Below are 17142 nucleotides of genomic sequence, written 5' to 3' on the forward strand. Positions count from 1 at the left end.
CACAGCGCCCAGGCCCAGAGCTTTCCGGTCTGCAGCGCCAGTCCCGTGCCGGCAGCGGCGAGCAGCGCATGCAGGTCGAAGAGCCGCATGACGAACAACGCCGCGGTTCCACGCGCGACGCCGAGCCCGAATTCGCGCTTCATCAGCAGCGGAAAGCTCGCCTCGCCGGTGCGGAATGGCAGCATGATGTTGAGGAGGTTATGGACCTGAACGAGCCGCAGCAGCGTGCCGAAATGGCTGCCGGTTTCGGCCGGGAAATAGTCGTAGATGCGCCAGGTGCGCAGGACATAGGTGCCGAGCAGCAGTAGGAGAGCTATCGCCGCCGAGCCCCAGCCGGCGCTGCTCCACAGCGACACGACGCTCTGCCAGCCCCAGACCCACTGGATGAAAGCGGCGTAGACGGCGATGATCGCCACCGTTCCGAGCGTCATTGCGTGGCGAATTATCCACGCCCGGCGGCTGGCAACCGGAGAATTCTTCATATAGTAGGGTGCCCCATGTGAAATTTCGGGTCTCGGCCATTATCAGAGCGGCCTTTCCAGCCCGTGGTTTAGGAGAAACCCAAGGTGCGTACAACAGCAGAGTCGGTGACGGACCGCATCGAGACGGCCGAGCCGATTGAACTGTCCCTCGTCGTGCCCCTCTTCAACGAAGAAGAAAGCGTGCGCCCGCTGATCGAGCGGATCTGCGCGGCGATGGCCAATTACGCAGCGACATGGGAACTTATTCTCGTCGATGACGGCAGCACCGATGCGACGATCGCCAATGCCCGCGAAGCGTTGAACCGCCCCGGCCTCGACCTGAAGATCGTCGCGCTGCAGCGCAATTTCGGCCAGACGGCTGCCATGCAGGCCGGCATCAACCAGGCCGCGGGCCGGCTGATCGCCACGCTCGATGGCGACCTGCAGAACGACCCGAAGGACATTCCGGGGATGGTTGCGGAATTGGAACGCCGCGAACTCGACCTTCTCGTAGGCTGGCGTAAGAACCGCCAGGACGGGCTGCTGTTGCGCAAGGTGCCCTCCTTCATCGCCAACCGGCTGATCGGACGGATCACCGGCGTGCGGCTGCATGATTACGGCTGTTCCCTGAAGATCTATCGCGGATCGGTGATCAAGCAGGTCAAGCTGATGGGCGAGATGCACCGCTTCATTCCGGCCTGGGTTGCCGGCGTGGTGCCGAGCTCGCGGATCGGCGAAGTGCCGGTGACCCACCATGCGCGCCAGCACGGGGTTTCGAAATACGGCATTTCCCGCACCTTCCGGGTTATCCTCGACCTTCTGTCGGTGATGTTCTTCATGCGCTTCAAGGCGCGGCCGGGACATTTCTTCGGCTCGCTCGGCCTTGGGCTCGGCGCGCTGTCTGCGATCATCCTCTTCTACCTGTTCATCGACAAGTTCGTCATGGGCAACGACATCGGCACGCGACCGCTGTTCCTCATCGGCGTCATGCTGTTCCTCTCGGCGGTACAGATGATCACCACCGGCATTATCGCGGAAATGATTGCCCGCACCTATTACCGCGATGACAACTCGCTCAGCTACATCGTCAGGGAAGTCTATGAGGGCGATGCGCCGCATCAGTGACGCGCTTGCCCGTCGTCCCGACCTCATCCTCTGGCTGATCGCGGCATATTATGTGCTCGCCGTCATCCTTCGGGTGCTGCGCTCGGAGGCGCTCGAAAGCGACGAGGCAGAACAGCTCTACCAGTCGCAGTTCCTGCTGATGGGCTACGGCCGTCAGCCGCCGTTCTACAACTGGCTGCAATACGGGGCCGTACACCTGATCGGCCCGTCGATCCTGGCGATCGCCCTGGTCAAGAACCTGCTGCTGTTTCTCACTTGTGCGGTCTATGGGCTGGCGGCGCGGGTGTTGCTGAAGGACCAGCGGCTTGTTGCCGTCGCGATGATCGGCGTGATCGCCATGCCGGCGGTCAGTGTCATGGCGCAGCGGGACCTGACGCATGCGATCGCCACGCTGTTTGCCGTCGCGCTGTTCTTCTACGGTTTTCTCAAGACACTGACGCGGCCTACCCTCTGGACCTATCTGCTGACCGGCATTGCTGTCGGGTTCGGGCTGATCGCCAAGTATAATTTCGTCATCGTGCCCGTCGCGGCAGTCCTCGCCATCCTGCCGGAACCGGACCTGCGCAAGCGCATTCTCGACCGGCGGCTGATCCCGGCGCTTGCCGTCACAGCGGTGATCTGCCTGCCGCACGGCCTTTGGGTGCTCGGAAACCTGGGCGAAGCGACGGCCGGGACGATCAAGGCCATGCGCCAGGACGCGTCGGGCAACCCCATCCTCGACCGGCTGTCCGGCATCGGCACGCTTTTCGTTGCAATACTGACCGGCGGACTGCCGGTGCTCGCCTTTTTCCTGATCGCCTTCCGGCGGCCGCTGATCGATGCCTGGCCGGCGACGAACCAGTGGACGCGGGTGATCGGTCGGACGGTCGTTCTCTGCCTGATCGCCGTCGGGCTGATCGGGCTCGGTTTCGGGGCCACCAGCATCAGCGAAAAATGGCTGTCGCCCTTCCTAGTTCTGCTGCCGCTTTACCTCTGCCTGAAGCTGGAGGCCGCCAATGCGGAGACGAGCCGCAGCATTCCGCGGCTGCTGTTTCCGGTGGCGGCGCTGGCGCTCGGCTTCGTCGTTTATATCGCGCTCGGCAATGTCATCGGCCCGAGGTTCGGCAACTATACCAAGGAAAACCTGCCGTCCGGGCGGTTCATCGAACAGGTCGTGGCGGAGCATGCCGGCGCAAAGCCCGCCTATGTGATCACTGCCGATCCCTATCTTGCCGGAAGCGCCCGGTTGGAACTGCCGCAGGCCCGCGTGCTGCTGCAAAGCTTCGGCCAGACGCCGCCGCTCGGCGAGGCGGAGAGACGCCAGCCGGGGCTGATCCTCTGGCAGGAAAGCGGGGATACGCTCGACTCTCTCAAGCCATATCTGCAGGCGAACGGGGTCGCAGCGGAAGGCTTGGCGCCGGCGACCAAGGTCGTGCCCTATCTCTTCTCGGGTGGACGGGACAGCGTGACGTTTGGGTATGCCTGGGTGGAGCCGGCACGCTAATTTGCCCTGGGGCTCGGCCCCTCACCCTAACCCTCTCCCCGTAAACGGGGAGAGGGGACGTGCCTTGCGAGACCTCGAATGAAGAGGAAACGGTGCGCGTCCGTCCTTCTCCCCGCCTGCGGGGAGAAGGTGCCGGCAGGCGGATGAGGGGCGACCCTATAATGGGAGCCACAGCAAGCCAGTAAGCTAAGCGAAATCCTTGCCCATATCCCGCAGGTGATCCAGCGCCGCCCGCAGCTTCTCGATCACCTCATCCACTTCCGAACGGCTGATGGTCAGCGCCGGCGAGGCGAGCATGCGGTCGGCGGTGGCGCGCAGGATAAGACCGTTCTCGACGCAGTGATTGCGCACCAGCGTGCCGATATCGTCGGGCTTTGCATAACGCCGGCGGGTGGATTTATCCGCCGCAAGCTGCAGGCCTCCGATCAGGCCGGTGCTTTCGGCCTGGCCGACCACCGCGTGATCCTCAAGGCTTTTCCAGGCGGCGGCAAAATAGGGGCCGATATCGTCGCGGACGCGCTCGACCAGTCCCTCCTCCTCAATGATGCGGATGTTTTCCAGCGCGGCGGCGGCGCAGACCGGGTGACCGGAATAGGTGAAACCATGGTAGAAATCGCCCAGCTCCTCGACCATCACGTCGGCGACGCGGTCGCTGACCAGCACGCCGCCGATCGGCAGGTAGCCGGAGGACAGGCCCTTGGCGATCGGCGCCAGATCCGGCTCGAAGCCAAAATGCTGGTGGCCGAACCAAGTGCCCAGGCGGCCGAAGCCGCAGATCACCTCGTCGGAAACGAGCAGGATGTTGCGCGCCTTGCAGATGCTGGCGATTTCCGGCCAATAGGTGTCCGGCGGAATGATAACACCCCCTGCCCCCTGGATCGGCTCGGCAACGAAGGCTGCGACGCGGTCCTCGCCGAGTTCGTCGATCTTCGCCTCCAGCTCTCGGGCGACCTTCAGGCCGAATTCGGCAGGTGTCAGATCGCCGCCCTCGGCGTACCAGTAGGGCTGGTTGATGTGGTGGATGCCTTCGATCGGCAGATTGCCCTGTTCGTGCATCAGCTTCATGCCGCCGAGCGAGGCGCCGGCGACCGTCGAGCCGTGATAGGCGTTCTTGCGGGCGATGACCAAGGTCTTCTCCGGCTTGCCCAAAGCCTTCCAGTAGACCCGCGCCATGCGGAACCAGGTGTCGGTCGCCTCCGAGCCGGAATTGGTGAAGAAGACGCGTTTCAGGTTTTCGCCCGTGTGCGAGGCGATCTTCTGGGCGAGCAATGCGGCCGGCTCCGTCGTGGTGCCGAAGAAGGTGTTGTAATAGGGCAGTTCCTGCATCTGCCTGTAGGCGGCATCCGCGATCGACTTGCGGCCGTAACCGACATTGACGCACCAGAGGCCGGCAAAGGCGTCGAGATATTTCCTGCCCGTCGAATCGTAGATATGGACGCCTTCCGCACGCTGGATGACCCGCGCCCCCTTGGCGTTCAGCTGCTTCATGTCCGAGAACGGATGCAGGTGATGGGCGGCATCGATGGCGGCGAGATTGGAAAGCGGCGGCATATCGGTCATGACTGTCTCTCTGCCTTAGATTGTGCCGTCAATTCTTATCGGTTACGAACAGAGTTCCGCAACACCCGTCAAAAGACATTCCTCATGGCTTCCGATTCTGCACCGCCCCGCATCGAAATCCTTCTCGTCGGCATGAACGGCGACCTGCGCGGCAAGCAGATTCCGCTCGAGGCGGAAAAGAAGGTCTGGGACGGTACGGTGCGCCTGCCTTCCTCCACCCAGTCGCTGGATATCTGGGGCGACGACAATGACGACATTACCGGCCTGTCGCTGTCGGTCGGCGACCCGGACGGGGTGTGCATTCCCGACAAGCGTAGCCTTGCGCCAATGCCGTGGGCGCCGGAAGGGTCGAAGCAGGTGCTTTCAACCATGCACGAATTCGACGGCACGCCTTCCTTCATGGATCCGCGCGCCATTCTCGCGGCCCTTCTCAAGCGCTTCGAGGAGCGCGGCCTGACGCCGGTCGTGGCGACCGAGCTCGAATTCTACGTGATCGAGGACGACTGGCGCGAGACCGGCAGGCCGCGCCCGCCGGCAAAGCTGACCTATCGCGGTGAGCCGAACGGCTTTCAGCTCTATGACATGAGCGCCGTCGATGCGCTCGATAACTACCTGCGGACGGTGCGGACCTGGGCCAAGGCTCAAGGACTGCCGGCGGACGCGACGACCGCGGAATTCGGCCCGGGCCAGTTCGAGATCAATCTGCTGCACCGCGCCGACGCGCTTGCGGCCGCCGACGACTGCATTTATCTCAAGCGCATCGCCGAACAGGCGGCAAAGAAGCACGGCCTCAAATCCACCTGCATGGCAAAGCCCTATGCGGACCATGCGGGCTCCGGCCTGCATGTGCATGCGAGCATCATCGACCGAGACGGCAACAATGTGCTGGACGCGAAGGGCGGCGACCCGGTGAGGCTCAAATCCGTCTGCGCCGGAATGCTAGACACGATGCGCGATGCTCAGCTGGTCTTCGCACCGTTCGCCAATTCCTACCGCCGTTTCCAGCCGGGCTCGTTCGCTCCGGTCGATATCGACTGGGGTTTCGGGCATCGGGGGACTGCGGTGCGCATTCCTGACGCCCAAGGGCCTGCCGCCCGCATCGAACACCGCGTCGCCGGCGCCGACGTCAATCCGTATCTGCTGCTGACCGCCATCCTCGGCGGCATGCTTTTAGGATTGGATGAAACGCTGGATCCGGGTCCTGCGACCGAACCGGGCAAGGAGCCGCCGGCCGGTACGAAAAAGCTGACGCACGACTTCCTGACCGCCGTCGAGGAGTTTTCCGCCTCCCCCTTCATCGCCGACGTTTTTGGGGCGCGCTATCAGAAGCTCTATGGCGACACGAAGCGCAAGGAGGCGATCACCTACCTGCGCACGGTCTCGGATTTCGACTACCAGACCTATCTGCCGCGGATTTAGGATCTAGGCGGCTTCAGGATCCAGGGCGCGCTCGCCAGATCGTCGATATCGATCAGCATCGGCGATCCCTCGTCCTCCTTGTAGTCGAAGGCCTTGGTCATCGCTGCGGAGAACTTACCGAATTCCTCGTAGAGCTGAAACAGCCCTTCTTTATTGCCGGTGACCTGGGCCGCTATCTCTTCCTCTGATATCGCCTTGACCAGATCGCGATAGGTGCTGTTGCCCTTGCTGTCGGGGATGAAGACGACAACGCCGCCCACATCCTTGAACTTGATGCCGATCTCGATTTCGTCATCGGTGAACAGCTCGCGATTCTTGGCGATCATCTGCGGAAGGGTAAGCGCGAACAAGCTTTCGCGCGTGAGGCCGCCATGTACCTCATACTGCTGGTTCGCCAGCTGCATGAACTGCCAGCCCTTTTCGGAAAGCAGGACTTTCAGCATCAGTTTTGCTGTCGGGTCGCTTATCTTGAACTTATCGGAGCCGATGAACGCGATCGCATCGGAAACCAGCTGGCTCTTCTCATCCACATCGATGAAGGCCGCATTCACTGCGAATGCCGCCCGCATCGTTTCCCTGGCGGGCTCGCCGGTAATGCCGTTCGCCACCTGGACGAGATCGGCCTTCTTCTCCTCGGTCTTGTCTTCTTCATTTTCGGCAGGCTGCGCATTCGCCTGCTGAAGGATCAGCAAAGCCGCAGGTTGAACAACGGAGATGGAAGTCATGCCGGCCCTCGTCCACGGCGCACCTCCCCTTGATGGGCATTGCCGCGATTTGTCGGGCGCTTCATGGCCAGACCAACCAATGATTCTATCATTGGTTGAAAAGCTAGTGTTCCCGAGTTAACGGGATATGAACAAACGGATGCAAGAGGTTGTATCGCAGGCTTCGGACTCGCTCAAATCCTGCTGACGTCCCGTTCCTGCGTCCGGTTGATTAGCACCGTCGGCTCGCCCGCACGGACCGGCAGCATCGCCCCACCGCAAACAGGGACGATCCATCGGCTGCACACGATCGATGTTTAAGCGAATGTTTCAACCTATCTTAAATTCATAAGGCCTAAGGAAGCTCGATATTTGAAGTCTTGCGGCACATCCGATGCGTATTGTTATCGCCAAGTCACTCCTTACCGGCCTCCTGTCCCTGCTCGCATCTCTGGCTATATCGTTTACTTTCGTTCCGATGTTGGGCGGGGAAGTCGCCGGTGCCGGCCTGGTGATGACGATTGTTTGCCCGCTTACCATCTCTATCCCTGCCTCGGCCGTGCTTTACAGCCAGTCGGAACGAATCCGGCGTGCGGAAGCCAGGGCCTCTGACGCACTCGCCAAACTGGCAGCCGCCTACGAGGAGCTTCACCGGCAGTCCCGCCACGACGGATTGACCGGGCTGTTGAACCGCAGCGCCTTTATGGAAGAACTGCAGACCCTCAGCCGGGAGGGTGTAACCGGAGCCCTTATTTTTCTGGATCTCGACCACTTCAAATCGATCAACGATCGCCACGGCCATGCAGCCGGTGACGAGGTCCTTCGCCGCACCGGGCAGATACTCGCCACGTATGACGGGCAATTCAACATAGCGGGCCGCCTCGGAGGCGAAGAATTCGCTCTCTTTCAAGGCGGCCTGAGCGTCGACGAGATGTTGAGGTGGTGCGAGGATATCCGCGGACTCATCGAAGGCATGGACATGCGCTCCGCCTCGCGATCGAGCGTCCCGGTGTCGGCCAGCATCGGAGCTATCCAGTGCGCTTCGGGCTTCGACCCTTCTGAAAGTCTCAGAGCCGCCGATGTAAATCTGTACGAGGCAAAATCGCTCGGGCGAAATCGAGTGGTTTCATCCATCTGAAGAGGCGGCCGAACTGCTCGGATATCGCCGCGAGCCCGCTCAGATGCCGCTGCCGTCCCGTTCCTGCGTCACGCGTTCCTGCGGCTGGTTGACCAGCACGGTCAGCTCGCCCGCATGGATCTTCAACAGCACGTCGCGGTCCATGGGGAGCAGCTCGCCGTCGATGACGCAGCGGATATCGTGGCGCTCGCGGGGGAAATGCAGTTCCAGTTCGGTCACCGTCATCGCGGTGACCGCGGCGTTTTCCTTCAGCCGGCCGCGCAGGATGTCGAAAGTCAGCCGCACCACGCCCGCCGGCGTCAGCGGATCGGCGACATAAAAGCCGAGATGGCCGCCGGTCAGGCTGTCGGCGAACATCAGCGGATCGCGGCCGAATTCATTGTTGGAGACGGAGATGGCCGAGACCCTGCGGTGCCCGACCTTGCCGCCCGCATTGTATTCCACCTCGAATTCCGGAGGATTGAACATGACGCCGATCGCCGCCCTCGTGCTCGCGCGTATCTTGCCAAGCCGTGAGGCGAAGGTCATCGAATTGCGGTAGCGCACCATGCGCGCATGCATGCCGGCAGAAAACTGATGCACGAAACTCTTGCCGTTGGCGCTGGCGATATCGATGTTTTCCGGCCGCGCCTGCGCCAACGCATCCAGCACCTGCCAGATATCGAGCGGCAGTTTCAGCGAGCGGGCGAACAGGTTCATGGTGCCTGCCGGCACGACGCCGAGCGCGATGCCGCTTTTCCACGCGATGCCGGCGGCGGCCGAGATCGTGCCGTCGCCGCCGCCGGCGATCAGCCCTTCGACGCCTGGCGTCGAGGCCGCCTTTTCCATGGTCGAGACCACGTCCTTGCCGGATACCACATGGCATTCGATCTCGTGGCCGGCCGCCTTGAACGTCTCGGCTGCTCGAGCGCAATAGGCGTCCATGTCTGTGGTTCGGAAGGTACCGCCATCGCGGTTGAAGACGGCAAAGAGGTTCATTTGCTCTCGCTTGCAGAGGAGCGGATTTGGCGCGGGACAACGGCCCATCAGAGAAATGGTTGCGACCGGGAGTTTTATCAACAAGCCCGCCGTCGCTTCAGGAAAAAACTCACAATCCCGTGAGAGCACGCCTGAATAAATGGCGGATACTACCGCAACGCACCATGCCGTGTTAGCCTTAAGTCCGGTCATTCGATGACCCACTCACCTCCAGAGCGGGTGGATGCCTCCCACATCCTACCCGCGTCTTTTTCCAGCAGATTCAACGTTATGACCGATACTGCCGCCGATTTTCAATCCGCACGGGACCGTTCGGAAGCCAAAGATTTTGATAATGCACCTGAGCTTTCGCGGCTCGCCGTCATCCTGATCGAGATCGCGCTGGCGGTCGGAGGTTTCGGAATCGGCACCGGCGAATTCGCCATCATGGGGCTGCTGCCGGATGTCGCCTCCACCTATCAGGTCAGCATTCCGATGGCGGGCTACGTGATCAGCGCCTATGCCCTCGGTGTTGTCATCGGCGCGCCGATCATCGCGGTCGCGGCCGCGCGAATGACGCGGCGGTCATTACTGCTGATCCTGATGACGGTGTTTGCGCTCGGCAATATCCTGAGCGCCGCCGCCCCGGATTTCTGGAGCTTCACGGCGCTGCGCTTCATCACCGGCCTGCCGCATGGCGCCTATTTCGGGGTCGCAGCTCTCGTGGCTGCCTCGATGGTGCCGCCCAACAAACGCGCCCGCGCCGTCGGCCGGGTGATGCTCGGCCTCACCGTCGCGACCCTGGTCGGCACGCCGATCGCCACCTTCATGGGACAAATGCTCAACTGGCGCGCCGCCTTCTTTCTGGTCGGCGGCATCGGCGTGGTGACGGTGGCACTGCTCTGGTATTTCCAGCCGCGCGACAAGGTGCATGAAGGCGCCAGCATCTGGCGCGAGCTGAGTGCCTTCGGCCGCGCGCAGGTATGGCTGACGCTCGGCATTGCCGCGGTCGGTTTCGGCGGCATGTTCTCGGTGTTCAGCTACATCGCCTCGACCACGACGGTGACGGCCGGAATGTCGGTCGGCATGGTGGCGATCGTGCTGACGCTGTTCGGCATCGGCATGAATGTCGGCAATATCGTCGGCTCGCGGCTGGCCGACCTGTCGCTCAAGGGCACGATCGGCGGCGTGATGCTGTTCAACATCGTCGTCATGGGCGCCTTCGGGCTGTGGGCGCAATATCCGGTCGTGCTCTGCCTCTGCGTCTTCCTGATCGGCTGCGGCTTCGCCGCAGGTCCCGCGCTGCAGACCCGGCTGATGGATGTCGCCGCCGACGCGCAAACGCTGGCCGCCGCCTCCAACCATTCGGCCTTCAACATCGCCAATGCACTCGGCGCCTGGCTCGGCGGGCTGGTGATCGCCTGGGGCTGGGGTTTTGCCGCGACCGGTTATGTGGGGGCAGTGCTGTCGCTGCTCGGCTTTGGGGTGTTTGCGGTATCTGCGGCGCTCGACCGGAAGACCGCGGCGGCCTGAGAGCAAATCTCCCCCTCACCCCGCCTCCGCTGTCGCTCGGCGGACCTCTCCCCGAGGGGAGAGGATGATCGATAGGTCGCGGCACATTCCCTCTTCTCCCCAGCGGGGAGAAGGTGGCCCGAAGGGTCGGATGAGGGGGTGGCTCGCGCTGCCGTCTCAGTTAGATTCCGTATGAGCACGCAGCGCTTCAATGACTAAGCCGCTTTCGACGCTGCCTCTTCCTCCGGCATCACCATGTATTTCTAGCCATTCTCGCAGATGACGTGTTCCTTGCCCCACAGGCGAAGGGCGGCGACGACCGGTTCCAGGCTGCGGCCGATCGGCGTCAGCGCATAATCGACGCGCGGCGGCACGACCGGGAATACGGTGCGGGACAGCAAGCCTGCCTGTTCCAGTTCCCGTAGCTGCTTGGTCAGCATGCGCTGGGTGACCGCCGGAATGCGGCGGCGCAGTTCGTTGAAGCGCAGCGTGCCGTCTTCCAACAAGTGATAAAGGATGACGCCTTTCCATTTCCCATCGAGGAAACTCAGGGTCGACTCCACCGGGCAGCCTGGGAAATTGTCGGTGAGCCTGGCGCGGGGTTTCGACATGGTCAGCGTCCTTTCACGGTATACTTTTCGGTACTATAGACCAAAAATGTGCATTCTTGCGCTCATTGAACATAGGCGCCATCTAGTCTCCGGACAACAGGACACAAACCAAGGAGACGTTCCATGCGCGCCGTCGGCTTCAACATACCCCAGCCCATTACCGCCGAAACCTCGCTGATCGACATCGAGCTGCCCATGCCGGAGGCGACCGGCCGCGACCTGCTGGTCGAGATCCGGGCTGTCTCGGTCAATCCGGTCGATACCAAGGTGCGCCGCTCGGCCCCGGTCGAACCCGGCCAGCACCGGATCCTCGGTTATGATGCTGCCGGCGTGGTCAAGGCGGTCGGCCCGGGCGTCAAACTCTTCATGCCGGGCGACGAGGTCTATTATGCCGGTGTGATCAACCGCCCGGGCACCAATGCGGAATTCCATCTGGTCGACGAGCGCATCGTCGGCTTCAAGCCGAAGACCTTGGGTTTCGAAGAAGCCGCCGCCCTGCCGCTGACGGCGATCACCGCCTACGAGACGCTGTTCCATCGCATGAAGGTGCAGGACAAGGTGGCTGGCGCCTGGAACGCGGTCCTGGTCATCGGCGGCGCCGGCGGGGTCGGCTCGATCGCCATCCAGCTCCTGCGCGAACTGTCAGACGTGACGGTGATCGGCACCGGCGCTCGGCCGGAAACGCAAGCCTGGATCAAGGAACTCGGCGCCCACCACGTGCTCGACCATTCGAAGCCGATGGCGCCGCAGCTTGCCCAGATGGCAATCGGCGCGCCTGCCTTCGTCTTCTCGACGACCCATACGGAAAACCATCTCAAAGACATCCTGGAGCTGATCGCCCCGCAGGGCCGGCTGGCGCTGATCGACGATCCGAAGGAGCCGATGGACCTGCGCGCTTTCAAGAGCAAGGCGCTGTCGGTGCATTGGGAAATGATGTTCGCGCGTGCCGTCTTCCAGACCGCCGATATGATCGAGCAGCACAAGCTTTTGAACCACGTCGCCGAACTGGTCGATGCCAAAAAGATCCGCACAACGCTTGCCGAAACGCTGGGGCCGATTAACGCCGCGAACCTGAAGAAGGCGCATGCGATGGTCGAAAGCAACCGCACCAAGGGCAAGCTGGTGCTTTCGGGCTTCTGACGGGGCCTGTGACAAGAAACAAAGAAAGCCCGCCGTGGCTGAAACGGCGGGCTTTCTTAGCGGCCTGGCGGTGGATCAGGCCTGGATGACGACGACCTTGGCGCCGACATTGACGCGGCTGTAGAGATCGACGACGTCATGGTTCATCATGCGGATGCAGCCGCTCGACATGGCAAGCCCGATCGATTGCGGCTGGTTGGTGCCGTGGATGCGGAAATGCGTGTCGTTGCCGCCGCGATAGAGATACATGGCGCGGGCACCAAGCGGATTGTTCGGGCCGCCAGGCATGCCGCCCGCGAGTTTCCGGTATCGCTCCTCGCGGCGCTGCATGTTTTCAGTGGGCGTCCAGGTCGGCCATTCGGCCTTGCGGCCGACATAGGCATTGCCGGCAAGCGCCAGTCCGGCACGGCCGACGCCGACGCCATATCGGATCGCGCGGCCGTTGCCGAGAATGTAATAGGCGCGGCGGGCCGGCGTGTCGACGACCACGGTGCCGGCTGCATGCGGGGTGACATAGGCGACTTCCGTGCGGCGCAGCTCCGGCTTTATGTTCTCGACCGGTACGGTCTTCAGCGGGAACTGTTCATTCGGCAGTGCTGCGTAGTTCGTCTGATCGTTAATAGTGGAAGCGCAACCGGCAAGCAGAAGCGGCAGGCCGCCAAGAAAGCCGCGACGGGAGATCGACATGAATGTGTCCTTGATGCGTCGAGAAGATGACGCTGAACTTAAGAATATTATGGTTAATGAAGTGCTAAACGGGTGGTTATTGCAGCCATCACGAACGCGTTAGAAGGACACTGATGTGGAGAGGCCACATTGCCATGTGTGCAACGGAAAATGCATCATCTGATGTGGGCGACCGGGAGGCTATGATATGCGCACGACCATAACCGTCGATGATAAATTACTTGCAGACGCCAAGGAATTCAGCGGAATCGAAAACACCTCAAACGTGATCACAAAAGCCCTCACGCTTCTCGTCCAGCACGAGGCAGCGCAGAGGTTGATCATGCTTGGAGGCAGCGCGCCGGATCTGGAGGCTCCGCCACGCCGACGCTGGAACCCGAATGGCACTTGGGAGGGTAATCCGGAGTGATCCGCTTGGGGCCTCGCTCTGGCGAACTCCGCTACAGGTGCGAGCCTCACATATTCGGATAGACCGGGCCTTCGCCGCCCTGCGGTGGAACCCAGTTGATGTTCTGGTTGGGGTCCTTGATGTCGCAGGTCTTGCAGTGGACGCAGTTCTGGGCGTTGATGACGTAGACTTCTTCGCCATTCTTCTCCACCCATTCGTAGACGCCGGCCGGACAGTAGCGCGTCGAGGGACCGCCATAGACGTCCAGCTCCGAGCGCTTCTGCAGGTCCATGTCCTTGACCTGTAGATGGACCGGCTGGTCTTCCTCGTGGTTGGTGTTCGACAGGAACACCGAGGACAGCCGGTCGAAGGTAAGCACGCCGTCCGGCTTCGGATAGACGATCTTTTTATGCTTGGCTGCCGGTTCCAGCGAGGCTGCGTCGGTCTTGCCGTGTTTCAGCGTGCCGAAGATCGACAGGCCGAACAACTGGTTGGTCCACATGTCGAGGCCGCCGAGCGCGATGCCGAGGCCAGTGCCGAGTTTCGACCAAAGCGGCTTGACGTTGCGCACCCGCTTCAGGTCCGCGCCGATCGGCGTCGAACGCCATTCGGTCTCGATCTCGATCACCTCGTCATTGGCACGGCCGGCTTCGATTGCCCTGGCGATGTTGTCGGCGGCGAGAATGCCGGACAGAACCGCGTTATGGCTGCCCTTGATGCGCGGCACGTTGACGAGGCCGGCGGAACAGCCGATCAGCGCGCCGCCCGGGAAGGTCAGTTTCGGCACCGACTGGTATCCGCCCTCGGTGATGGCGCGGGCGCCGTAGGAGAGGCGCTTGGCGCCCTCGAAGGTTCCGCGGATCGCATCATGCGTCTTGAAGCGCTGGAATTCCTCGAACGGATAGAGATACGGGTTCTTGTAGTTCAGGTGCACCACGAAGCCGACGGCGACGAGGTTGTCCTCCAGGTGATAGAGGAACGAACCGCCGCCGGTCTTCATGCCGAGCGGCCAGCCGAAGGAATGCTGCACCAGGCCCGGACGATGGTTTTCCGGCTTCACCTGCCAGAGCTCCTTGAGGCCGATACCGTATTTCTGAGGCTCGCGATCCTTCTGCAGGTCAAACCGCAGGATCAACTGCTTGGCGAGCGATCCGCGCACGCCCTCGCCGATCAGCACGTATTTGCCGTGCAGTTCCATGCCCCGGGTAAAGGCCGGGCCGGGCTCGCCATTGCGCTCGACGCCCATGTCGCCAGTCGCCACACCCTTGACCGCGCCGTTTTCGTCATAGAGCACTTCGGTGGCGGCAAAGCCCGGATAGATCTCGACGCCGAGCGCTTCCGCCTTTTCGGCGAGCCAGCGACAGACGTTGCCGAGTGAGACTATGTAGTTGCCGTGATTGTTCATCAGTGGCGGCATCATGAAGTTCGGCAGGCGGATCGAGCCGGCGGGGCCTAAGAACAGGAAATGGTCGGCGGTGACCGGGGTCTTGAACGGATGATCCGCCTCCTCGCGCCAGCCGGGCAGCAGCGCGTCGATGCCGACCGGATCGACAACCGCGCCGGACAGGATATGGGCGCCGACTTCCGAACCCTTTTCGAGCACCACGACGGTCAGGTCCGGATTGACCTGCTTCAGGCGGATCGCGGCTGAAAGCCCCGCAGGACCCGCGCCGACGATCACCACGTCGAATTCCATGCTCTCGCGTTCTGGCAGTTCTTGCTCGTTCATATCCAACTCCGCTCGCCGGCCCCTTCCGGCTTTCAGGCAACCTGTTTGACAAAACCGCCCCGGCTTGTCGAGGCGGGAAAACGTCCTCCGCCTTGTCATTCGCGCAAATCGCGTTTCGGTTTTCTCATATTACTTTTACGTGCACGTCAATTATAGGCACCGAACTGCAGAAAGCAAGATCGGCCTTTCGCAGCCTTCTGTCGCTGCTATAAAGGCCCGACAACCGATTACAGGAATTGGGGAAGGAACAGAACCATGGATCTCGGTCTCAACGGCAAACGCGCTCTCGTGCTCGCCTCGTCGCGCGGGCTTGGCCTCGGCATCGCCAAGGCTCTGGCGAGCGAAGGCGCCCATGTTCTCCTCGTCGGCCGCTCCGGCGAACGGCTGGCGGACAATTGCAAGGCGATCAATGCCGAAGGCCAGGTAAAGGCCAATGGGGGAAAAGCAGACTGGGTCTGGGGCGACCTTTCCGAGGAAAATTTCGTCGAGGCGATGAAGACCGCCGTCAAGGAGAAGCTCGGCGGCATCGACATTCTGGTCAACAATACCGGCGGCCCGACGCCCGGCACCGCGGAAGACATGACCGCCGACAAGCTCGACATCTTCTTCCAGTCCATGGTTCTGCGCGTCATCACGCTCACCAACGCCTTCCTGCCGCAGATGAAGGAACAGGGCTGGGGCCGCATTCTCACCTGCGCCTCGTCGGGCGTCTACGAGCCGATCGCCAACCTTGCGCTGTCCAACACCCTGCGCTCTGCGCTGGTCGGCTGGAACAAGACGATCGCCACCGAAGTGGCGGGGTTCGGCATTACCTGCAACATGCTGCTTCCCGGCCGCATCCATACCGACCGTATTGACGAACTCGACGGCGCCAATGCCAAGCGCACCGGCAAGTCGGTGGAAGAAATCCGCTCCGCCTCGCTGAAGACCATTCCCGCCGGCCGGCTCGGCAGGGTCGAGGAATTTGCAGCCGCCGGCGCGTTCCTCTGCTCGGTCCCGGCAAGCTATGTCACCGGCACGATGCTCCGGGTCGACGGCGGCGCGTCGCGTTCGATCTGATCTTCCGAGCGACCGTTAAACTGAGGTCGTTAAACATTAAATCGAATTGAGCTGCCGCCGTTGGCGGTATCTCAATTCGCCTCAGCTAAGAGGCAAGCCGGCCCCCAAATTAAAGGATCGCCGGCATGATCGAAAGTGTTTCGGGGGCGACCGAAGCTGCATCGCCCAGTATCCCCTCCGCCGTGCCTCACGTCGCGGCGCCTTCGGCAGCCTCCTCGGCTGCGTCGATCTCGGCGACGCTTGCGGCCGGACAGGTCGCGACCTATGCAGGCACCTGGGAAGCAGCAACCCGGCACGCAGCCGAGACTTCGGCGATCTCCAGCCGGCCGGGCATGATGCATGCGCGAAGCCTTGAGGCCGTGGACGATGTTGTGGTCCGCAACCTCCTCGACAGCCTGTCTCCATCGAGCCGCATCGCCGGCAGTTTCTTCCTGGCCGACGGCGAGGAACCAGCGCCACGCTCGCTGATCGCCACTTATTACGAAGACGTCTGACCGGACACGGTTCAGGACGATGTGACATCACGCAAATTCGTCTCGCGGGAGCCTTCGCCCAAGCCTATGATCTCCGGACCTTGCCTTTGGAGATTTTTCCATGAAATTCACTCGACTTGCGCTTTCGATCATCGGTGCCCTGCTGGTCGTGCTCGGCCTCATCTGGATCGGCCAGGGCAGCGGCGCCTTCCCCTATCCCGCCAGCAGTTTCATGATCAACCAGACGCCCTGGATCATCAGGGGCGCCATCGTCGCGATCATCGGCGTCGTGGTCATCTGGGGCGCCCGGCGGTTTCTGCGCTAGCTGCGGCGAGCGCAGTTCAGCGGCGCATCCAGAAGGCGAGAAAGATTAACTCCAGTTCATTCTAAGCCCTTCATTACAAACCTTTAATCCACCTTCACCGGTTAGTGAGGCGATCAGCCAAAACTTGTCTTTTTTGCGCCGCAATATGGGCAGTTCGATGGAGCGATACCATTGGCACAACCATAGGCGAGCGGTCACCTCATGAAGAAGATCTGGATTTTTGCTGGCATTCTTGTCGCTGCCGGCGTTGCGGGCTGGGAGTTCCGCGATCGGCTTCCCTTTCTTTCACCCTTCATCCAGCAGGCATCCGCCGATGCCGGGGACGGCCAGTCGACGGGCACGCAGCGGCGTCGCGGAGCAGGCGGTCCGCC

Annotated in this window: 17 protein-coding genes; 10 read left to right on the plus strand and 7 right to left on the minus strand. The window is 62.1% G+C overall.

From position 1 onward, the window contains the following. Nucleotides 1–431, minus strand: a 431-nt coding sequence (locus MOV61_RS20590; protein WP_408962409.1) for a lysylphosphatidylglycerol synthase domain-containing protein, incomplete at its 3' end; no start/stop codon positions are given. A gap of 135 nt (nt 432–566) precedes the next feature. Here MOV61_RS20590 and MOV61_RS20595 point away from each other — a divergent pair. Continuing rightward, entirely contained in the window at nt 567–1586 is a 1020-nt protein-coding gene (locus MOV61_RS20595) for a glycosyltransferase family 2 protein (protein ID WP_247137896.1), read from the plus strand. Further along, a complete protein-coding gene (locus tag MOV61_RS20600; protein WP_247137897.1) occupies nt 1561–3069 on the plus strand; it encodes a glycosyltransferase family 39 protein in 1509 nt (502 codons plus the stop codon). The genes MOV61_RS20595 and MOV61_RS20600 overlap by 26 nt, the downstream gene beginning before the upstream one ends. 186 nt (nt 3070–3255) lie before the next feature. On the opposite strand, the gene MOV61_RS20605 is transcribed toward MOV61_RS20600, so the two are convergent. Then, nucleotides 3256–4629, minus strand: coding sequence for an aspartate aminotransferase family protein (locus MOV61_RS20605; RefSeq protein ID WP_247137898.1), 1374 nt, complete (start codon nt 4627–4629; stop codon nt 3256–3258). Between the two features lie 84 nt (nt 4630–4713). Here MOV61_RS20605 and MOV61_RS20610 point away from each other — a divergent pair, with 84 nt between their 5' ends. Continuing rightward, a complete protein-coding gene (locus tag MOV61_RS20610; protein WP_247137899.1) occupies nt 4714–6048 on the plus strand; it encodes a glutamine synthetase family protein in 1335 nt (444 codons plus the stop codon). On the opposite strand, the gene MOV61_RS20615 is transcribed toward MOV61_RS20610, so the two are convergent. Next, nucleotides 6045–6773: a hypothetical protein gene (locus MOV61_RS20615; protein WP_247137900.1), complete on the minus strand. Its 729-nt coding sequence runs from the start codon at nt 6771–6773 to the stop codon at nt 6045–6047. The genes MOV61_RS20610 and MOV61_RS20615 overlap by 4 nt on opposite strands. Nucleotides 6774–7146: 373 nt before the next feature. On the opposite strand from MOV61_RS20615, the gene MOV61_RS20620 reads away from it, so the two are divergent. Further along, nucleotides 7147–7890, plus strand: a complete 744-nt coding sequence (locus MOV61_RS20620; RefSeq protein ID WP_247137901.1) for a GGDEF domain-containing protein — start codon at nt 7147–7149, stop codon at nt 7888–7890. A gap of 39 nt (nt 7891–7929) precedes the next feature. Here MOV61_RS20620 and MOV61_RS20625 read toward each other — a convergent pair whose 3' ends face one another. After that, on the minus strand, nt 7930–8868 hold the full coding sequence (locus tag MOV61_RS20625; protein ID WP_038541388.1) for a diacylglycerol kinase family protein: 939 nt from the start codon (nt 8866–8868) through the stop codon (nt 7930–7932). 270 nt (nt 8869–9138) lie between these two features. Between MOV61_RS20625 and MOV61_RS20630 the strand changes: the two genes are divergently transcribed. Beyond that, nucleotides 9139–10380 (plus strand): MFS transporter, encoded by a 1242-nt coding sequence (locus MOV61_RS20630; protein WP_247137902.1) that lies wholly within the window; start codon nt 9139–9141, stop codon nt 10378–10380. A 242-nt stretch (nt 10381–10622) separates the two neighbouring features. Here the strand turns inward: MOV61_RS20630 and MOV61_RS20635 are convergent, their stop codons facing one another. Beyond that, entirely contained in the window at nt 10623–10970 is a 348-nt protein-coding gene (locus MOV61_RS20635; protein WP_247137903.1) for a helix-turn-helix domain-containing protein, read from the minus strand. Nucleotides 10971–11093: 123 nt separating this feature from the next. Between MOV61_RS20635 and MOV61_RS20640 the strand changes: the two genes are divergently transcribed. After that, the gene (locus MOV61_RS20640; RefSeq protein WP_247137904.1) at nt 11094–12110 is read left to right on the plus strand and encodes a zinc-binding alcohol dehydrogenase family protein; all 1017 of its coding nucleotides are present in this window, start codon (nt 11094–11096) and stop codon (nt 12108–12110) included. 75 nt (nt 12111–12185) lie between these two features. Here the strand turns inward: MOV61_RS20640 and MOV61_RS20645 are convergent, their stop codons facing one another. After that, nucleotides 12186–12797, minus strand: coding sequence for a L,D-transpeptidase (locus MOV61_RS20645; RefSeq protein ID WP_247137905.1), 612 nt, complete (start codon nt 12795–12797; stop codon nt 12186–12188). A gap of 187 nt (nt 12798–12984) precedes the next feature. Here MOV61_RS20645 and MOV61_RS20650 point away from each other — a divergent pair, with 187 nt between their 5' ends. After that, nucleotides 12985–13206 carry a type II toxin-antitoxin system VapB family antitoxin gene (locus MOV61_RS20650; protein WP_247137906.1) on the plus strand — a complete coding sequence of 74 codons (222 nt, stop codon included), beginning with the start codon at nt 12985–12987 and terminating at the stop codon, nt 13204–13206. Nucleotides 13207–13252: 46 nt separating this feature from the next. On the opposite strand, the gene MOV61_RS20655 is transcribed toward MOV61_RS20650, so the two are convergent. Further along, on the minus strand, nt 13253–14914 hold the full coding sequence (locus tag MOV61_RS20655; RefSeq protein WP_247137907.1) for an electron transfer flavoprotein-ubiquinone oxidoreductase: 1662 nt from the start codon (nt 14912–14914) through the stop codon (nt 13253–13255). 255 nt (nt 14915–15169) lie between these two features. Here MOV61_RS20655 and MOV61_RS20660 point away from each other — a divergent pair, with 255 nt between their 5' ends. The 3 genes from MOV61_RS20660 (at nt 15170) to MOV61_RS20670 (ending at nt 16771) form a co-directional block, all read left to right on the plus strand. Next, entirely contained in the window at nt 15170–15973 is an 804-nt protein-coding gene (locus MOV61_RS20660; RefSeq protein WP_038541371.1) for an SDR family oxidoreductase, read from the plus strand. 125 nt (nt 15974–16098) lie between these two features. Continuing rightward, complete coding sequence (locus MOV61_RS20665) at nt 16099–16467, plus strand: hypothetical protein (protein ID WP_038541369.1); 369 nt, start codon at nt 16099–16101, stop codon at nt 16465–16467. 100 nt (nt 16468–16567) lie between these two features. Then, nucleotides 16568–16771 (plus strand): hypothetical protein, encoded by a 204-nt coding sequence (locus MOV61_RS20670; protein ID WP_038541367.1) that lies wholly within the window; start codon nt 16568–16570, stop codon nt 16769–16771. Nucleotides 16772–17142: the final 371 nt, after the last annotated feature.

The sequence above is a fragment of the Neorhizobium sp. BETTINA12A genome (assembly GCF_023006485.1).
Classification (GTDB): domain Bacteria; phylum Pseudomonadota; class Alphaproteobacteria; order Rhizobiales; family Rhizobiaceae; genus Neorhizobium.